The sequence below is a fragment of the Streptomyces sp. NPDC054840 genome (genome assembly GCF_053611065.1).
Map to the genome: position 1 here is coordinate 1 of NZ_JBSGZP010000530.1, position 5310 is coordinate 5310.

6 protein-coding genes are annotated in these 5310 nt (G+C 72.7%); 3 read left to right on the plus strand and 3 right to left on the minus strand.

What is annotated here, in order from left to right:
* Positions 1-62: 62 nt before the first annotated feature.
* The 3 genes from ACWGIU_RS28765 to ilvA all read right to left on the minus strand — a co-directional run bounded on the left by ACWGIU_RS28765 (position 63) and on the right by ilvA (position 3317).
* The gene (locus ACWGIU_RS28765) at positions 63-932 is read right to left on the minus strand and encodes an ABC transporter permease (RefSeq protein WP_453710598.1); all 870 of its coding nucleotides are present in this window, start codon (positions 930-932) and stop codon (positions 63-65) included.
* Entirely contained in the window at positions 929-1954 is a 1026-nt protein-coding gene (locus ACWGIU_RS28770) for an ATP-binding cassette domain-containing protein (RefSeq protein ID WP_453710600.1), read from the minus strand. Before ACWGIU_RS28770 ends, ACWGIU_RS28765 begins: the two co-directional genes overlap by 4 nt.
* A gap of 130 nt (positions 1955-2084) precedes the next feature.
* Positions 2085-3317: a threonine ammonia-lyase gene (gene ilvA / locus ACWGIU_RS28775; RefSeq protein ID WP_453710602.1), complete on the minus strand. Its 1233-nt coding sequence runs from the start codon at positions 3315-3317 to the stop codon at positions 2085-2087.
* Between the two features lie 265 nt (positions 3318-3582).
* Between ilvA and ACWGIU_RS28780 the strand changes: the two genes are divergently transcribed.
* The 3 genes from ACWGIU_RS28780 to ACWGIU_RS28790 are packed head-to-tail and all read left to right on the plus strand — an operon-like array spanning position 3583 to position 4835.
* Positions 3583-4104, plus strand: coding sequence for a MarR family winged helix-turn-helix transcriptional regulator (locus tag ACWGIU_RS28780; protein WP_453710604.1), 522 nt, complete (start codon positions 3583-3585; stop codon positions 4102-4104).
* A 57-nt stretch (positions 4105-4161) separates the two neighbouring features.
* Positions 4162-4584: a sigma factor-like helix-turn-helix DNA-binding protein gene (locus ACWGIU_RS28785; protein WP_453710606.1), complete on the plus strand. Its 423-nt coding sequence runs from the start codon at positions 4162-4164 to the stop codon at positions 4582-4584.
* Positions 4581-4835 carry a hypothetical protein gene (locus tag ACWGIU_RS28790; protein WP_453710608.1) on the plus strand — a complete coding sequence of 85 codons (255 nt, stop codon included), beginning with the start codon at positions 4581-4583 and terminating at the stop codon, positions 4833-4835. The genes ACWGIU_RS28785 and ACWGIU_RS28790 overlap by 4 nt, the downstream gene beginning before the upstream one ends.
* The last annotated feature ends 475 nt before the right edge of the window (positions 4836-5310 follow it).

Genomic DNA, 5310 nt, shown 5'->3' on the forward strand with positions numbered 1-5310 from the left:
ATGCCCGGCCGGACCCTTCCGGCCGGGCATCGTGCGTCGCAGGCGGTACGGGGCTGCGGATCTCAGCCGTCCGCTCCGCGGTACTTGCGGACCGCGAGGGTGCGGAAGAGCAGAATGATCAGGGCCGACCAGATCAGCGAGGCCCAGACCGGGTGGACCATCGGCCAGGCGTCGGACCGGGAGACGCCCGGGTTCCCGAAGAGCTCGCGGCAGGCCTGGACGGTGGCGCTGAACGGATTCCATTCGGCGATGGGCTGGAGCCAGCTCGCCATGTTCTCCGTGGGCACGAACGCGTTGGAGATGAACGTGACGGGGAACAGCCAGATCAGCCCGCCCGAGGTGGCCGCCTCCGGAGTCCGTACGGACAGCCCGATCAGGGCGCCGATCCAGGAGAACGCGTACCCGAGCAGGAGCAGCAGACCGAAGCCGGCCAGCACCTCGCCGGCGCTCGTGTGGGTGCGCCAGCCGACGAGGAGGGCGACGATCGCCAGCACCACCATCGTCAGCGCGGTCTGCATCAGGTCCGCCAGAGTACGGCCGGTCAGGACGGCGCCGCGGGCCATGGGCAGCGATCGGAAGCGGTCGATCAGGCCCTTGTGCATGTCGTCCGCGATGCCCGCGCCCGCGCCCGCCGTGGCGAAGGTGACGGTCTGGGCGAAGATGCCGGCCATCAGGAAGTTCCGGTAGTCGCTGGCGCTGGTCGAGCCGCCGATCATCATCGAGCCGCCGAAGACGAAGCTGAACAGCACCACGAACATGACGGGCTGGATCAGCCCGAAGATCAACATCTCGGGGATCCGGCTGAGCCTGATGACGTTCCGCTTGGCGATCACGAGGGAGTCGTTGACGCTCTGCACGACGCCGCCGCGCGGACGGGGCGCCGCGAGTTCGCCGTTCGGGGAGGTGCCCGGGTTCGGGGACGTGAGGGTCACTTCGCCGCCTCCTTCCGGGCCGCCTTGCGGCCCTTGGCCTCGGGACCGGCCGGCGCGTCGTCGGTGTGCTCCTCCGCCGCCCGCTGCGCCGCGTGTCCGGTCAGGGAGATGAACACGTCGTCGAGGGTGGGGCGGCGCAGGCCTATGTCGTCGATCTCGATGCCCCGGGCGTCGAGATCGCGGATGACCTCGGCGAGCAGCTTGGCGCCGCCCGCCACGGGCACGGTCAACTTGCGGGTGTGCTCCTCGACCGTGGTCTCGCCCTTGCCGAAGCCGGCGAGCACCTCGCGCGCGGTGGTGATGTGCTGCCGCTCGTGGACGACGACCTCCACGCGCTCGCCGCCGGTGCGGGCCTTGAGCTGGTCGGAGGTCCCGCGGGCGATGACCTTCCCGTGGTCGACCACGCAGATGTCGTGCGCGAGGTGGTCGGCCTCTTCCAGGTACTGGGTGGTGAGGAGGAGGGTCGTGCCGCCGGCGACCAGTTCCTGGATGATGCCCCACAGCTGCTGGCGGTTGCGGGGGTCGAGTCCGGTGGTCGGCTCGTCCATGAACATCACGGGCGGGCTGACGACGAGGGCGGCCGCGAGGTCCAGGCGCCTGCGCATGCCGCCGGAGTAGGTCTTCGCCGTGCGGTCCGCGGCGTCGGAGAGGTTGAAGCGTTCGAGGAGTTCGGTGGCCCGGGCTTTGGCCGCCTTGGCCTTCATCTGGTAGAGCTGACCGACCATCTGGAGGTTCTCCCGGCCGGTCAGGTACTCGTCGACGGCCGCGAACTGGCCGGACAGGCCGATGGCGCGGCGGACTTCGTTGGGGTGCTTGAGCACGTCCATGCCGGCGACGACGGCCTTGCCGCTGTCCGGCCGGAGGAGGGTGGTCAGAACGCGTACGGTCGTGGTCTTGCCCGCGCCGTTCGGGCCGAGCAGACCCAGGACGGTGCCTTCGGGGACATCGAGGTCCACGCCGTCGAGAGCCCGTACATCGCCGAAGGTCTTGACCAGACCTTCCGCGTAGATAGCGCCTGGCATATGGATTCTCCCAGTGAATCAGGCCAGTAGAATCAGGGCATTCAGGGCATTTCTATGCAAATCCTATGGGTGCCGGGCAGGTCCTACTCGGCCGAACGGGTGCGTCCTGCCCGAGCGGGCAGGACGGTCTCTAGCTCATCACCTTGTATCCGGCGCCATGCAGGGAACGCGCGACTTCCGCGCAGTGCTCCGGGCCCTTCGTCTCCAGGTGCAGCTCCACCTCCACCTCCGTGAGCCCCAGCCGCGGGTCCGTCCGCACATGGCTCACGTCCAGCACATTCGCATCCACCACCGACAACACCGCCAGGAGCCCGGCCAGGGCGCCCGGCCGGTCGGCCACGCGCAGCCGCAGGGACAGGTACCGGCCCGCCGCCGCCATGCCGTGGCGCAGGATCCGCTGGAGCAGCAGCGGATCGACGTTCCCGCCGGACAGGACGGCCACCACCGGGCCCCCGCCGTACAGTTCGGGCTCACTGAGCAGAGCCGCGACCGTGCTGCACCCGGCCGGTTCGACCACCAGCTTGGCCCGCTCCAGACACAACAGCAGGGCGCTGGAGAGGGCGTCCTCGGAGACCGTACGCACATCGTCGACGAGCTCGCCGATGATGTGGAACGGGACGTCTCCGGGGCGCCCGACCTTGATCCCGTCGGCCATCGTGTTCGGTTCGTCGATCGAGACCGGGTGCCCGGCCCTGAGCGAGGGCGGGTACGCGGCCGCGCCCGCCGCCTGCACCCCGATGACCCGTACGTCCGGCCGCAGCGCCTTCACGGCGACCGCGACACCGGCCGCGAGACCGCCCCCGCCGATCCCGACGAGGATGGTCCGCACCTCCGGGCACTGCTCCAGGATCTCCAGGCCGACGGTGCCCTGGCCCGCGATGATGTCGCGGTGGTCGAAGGGGTGGATGAACACCGCGCCGGTGCGGTCCGCGTACTCCTGGGCGGCCAGGAAGGTCTCGTCGACGACCTGCCCGTGCAGGCGGACGTCGGCGCCGTACTCCTGGGTCGCGGCCACCTTCGGCAGCGGCGCGCCGACCGGCATGAACACGGTCGAGCGGACCCCGAGGAGGGAGGAGGCCAGCGCCACGCCCTGCGCGTGATTGCCCGCGCTCGCGGCGACGACGCCGGCGGCCCGCTGCTCGGGGCGCAGGCAGGCGATGCGTACGTAGGCGCCGCGGAGCTTGAAGGAGCCGGTGCGCTGGAGGTTCTCGCACTTGAGGTGGACCGGGGAACCGGTGAGTGCGGAGAGGTGCCGGCTGCCCTCCATGGCGGTGACCCGGGAGACGCCGGAGAGCATCTTCTGAGCCCCCCGGATGTCGTCGAGGATGACCTGGGGGACGGGCTGGGGCACGCGGTAGTTCATGCCGCCAGTCTCGCAGCCCGCTCGGGACCCGGCCCCGGGCCGCGGACAGACCCTCTGGAGGACCCTCGGGAGGGCCTGCGGGAGAGGCCGGGGGCAGGACGGTGGGCGGGCCTTCGGCAGGGGCGATATCTCGCCATCCGGGACACCCGCGGGGCGGGGGCCCGAACCGGCCGTACCAGTTCTCGTACGCGGCGTACGAGCCGCCGCACGGCCGCGTACTCTGTCCCCCAACCTTGTCGGACCCACGCGAAGAGAGCCCACGGCCATGCCTTCCACCCCGGCCAATTCCGATCTGCCCGCGGCGCCCGACGCGCCCGCCGGAGCCGGTCTCCTCGACGCGCTCCAGCACCAGGTGGCGGTCTTCGCCCGCCGTGCCGAGCAGACCCGTCTGGGCGGTGTGGGCCAGGCCCGCAACTCGATGGACCGCGCCGCCTACCTGCTGCTGAACCGGCTCGACCTGGAAGGCCCGATGGGCGTGAAGGCGCTCGCCGGCGGCATGGGGATCGACTCCTCCACGGTGACCCGGCAGGTCGCGCCGCTGGTCGACAGCGGTCTGGTCAAGCGGACCTCGCACCCCGAGGACGGGCGGGCCGTGGTGCTCGCGCTGTCCCCGCGGGGGCTGGCCCGGCTGGAGGAGGTCCGCTCCTCGCGGCGCGAGCTGATGGCCCGGGTGACGGAGGGATGGAGCGAGGGCGAGCGCGAATCCTTCACCGGTCTGCTGACGCGCTTCAACCTGTCGCTGTCGGACCTCATGGCGTCCGTGGCCGAAGCCGGTCCCGCCTCCTGAGCGGAGTCCGTCCGTCCTCTTGACCTGGGCGGCCCCGCTGCCCGCACTATGTGGACTATGCGGGTGGTTGATCAACAGGCGGGCTCCTACGCGGAGTTCGAAGCCTTCGTCGCGGGCGCGGCCGGGCGTCTCCTGCACGTCGCGGTCCTGCTGACCGGTGAACCGGAGTCGGCCCGGCGGCTGCTGGCGGGCGCGCTGGCCCGGACGTACGCGAACTGGCGGCGGCTGCGCGGGGACGACCCGTACGACTTCACCCGCCAGGAACTGTGCACCGCCTTCGCCCGGACCGGCCGGCACCACCACGGCGGCGCCGGCCTGCTCGCCCGGCTGACCCCGCCGGAGCGGCTCGTACTCGTCCTGCGGCTCTACGAAGGGGTCGCGGAAGAGGTCACGGCGGCGCAGCTCGGGATGCCGGTGGAGCGGGTACGGGTGCTGTGCAACCGGGCCGTGGAAGCGCTGCGGAACCGGGAGGCGGCGTGAGCGGGATCCCGGACCGGAAGGAAGCCCAGGTCAAACGGCTCTTGCAGGGCCCGTACCCGCCGGTGCCGACGGGGCTGGCGGCGGGCGCCGCGGCCCGGGGCGGCCGCCTCCTGCGCCGACGCCGGGCGCTGCGCAGGTTCGGCTGGGCCGTGCTCTTCGCCGCGGCGGTGGCCTTCGTGGTGTGGGCCTCCCTGACCCGCCCCTGGATCAGCCCGCCGAGCAACGTCTCCCCACCCCTGCAGGGCTGGTAGCCCACTCGCCTCCGCCAGGGGGCTCCGGAGCGGGGCCCGGTGCCCGGCGGAGCCGGGTTTCCCGGGGCGCCGCCCCAGACCCCGCGCCTCAAACGCCGGCGGGGCTGGAGTGGGCTCGGCGAAGCCGGGTCGGACCGGCAGGCGGCAGCTGCCCGGCGCAGCCGGAACGGCCAAGGCCTGGTGAAGCCCAGGGTTGCCCGGTGGAGCCGGGGCGGTCGGGGGCCGCCGGGCCCGGGTGGGCCCGGCGGGGCGGGCGCGGCTGGCGGGCGGGCGGGCGCGGCGGGCGAGGCAGGCGGGCGAGGCAGGCGGGCGCGGCAGGCGGGCGAGGCAGGCGGGCGAGGCAGGCGGCCGCGGCAGGCGGGCGAGGCGGGCGGGCGAGGGCGTGTTTCAGATGGAGCGCCGGGCGCCCGGAGGGCGCGGCCCGCGGAGTCCGGTGCCGTGCAGCGCAAGGCGGAGGGGCGCCCGAGTACCGGAG

Excerpts from the sequence above, each read along its gene's own strand:
- ilvA (WP_453710602.1), bottom strand. The coding sequence starts at position 3,317 with ATGAACTACCGCGTGCCCCAGCCCGTCCCCCAGGTCATCCTCGACGAC.
- ACWGIU_RS28780 (WP_453710604.1), top strand. The coding sequence starts at position 3,583 with ATGCCTTCCACCCCGGCCAATTCCGATCTGCCCGCGGCGCCCGACGCG.
- ACWGIU_RS28785 (WP_453710606.1), top strand. The coding sequence starts at position 4,162 with ATGCGGGTGGTTGATCAACAGGCGGGCTCCTACGCGGAGTTCGAAGCC.
- ACWGIU_RS28770 (WP_453710600.1), bottom strand. The coding sequence starts at position 1,954 with ATGCCAGGCGCTATCTACGCGGAAGGTCTGGTCAAGACCTTCGGCGAT.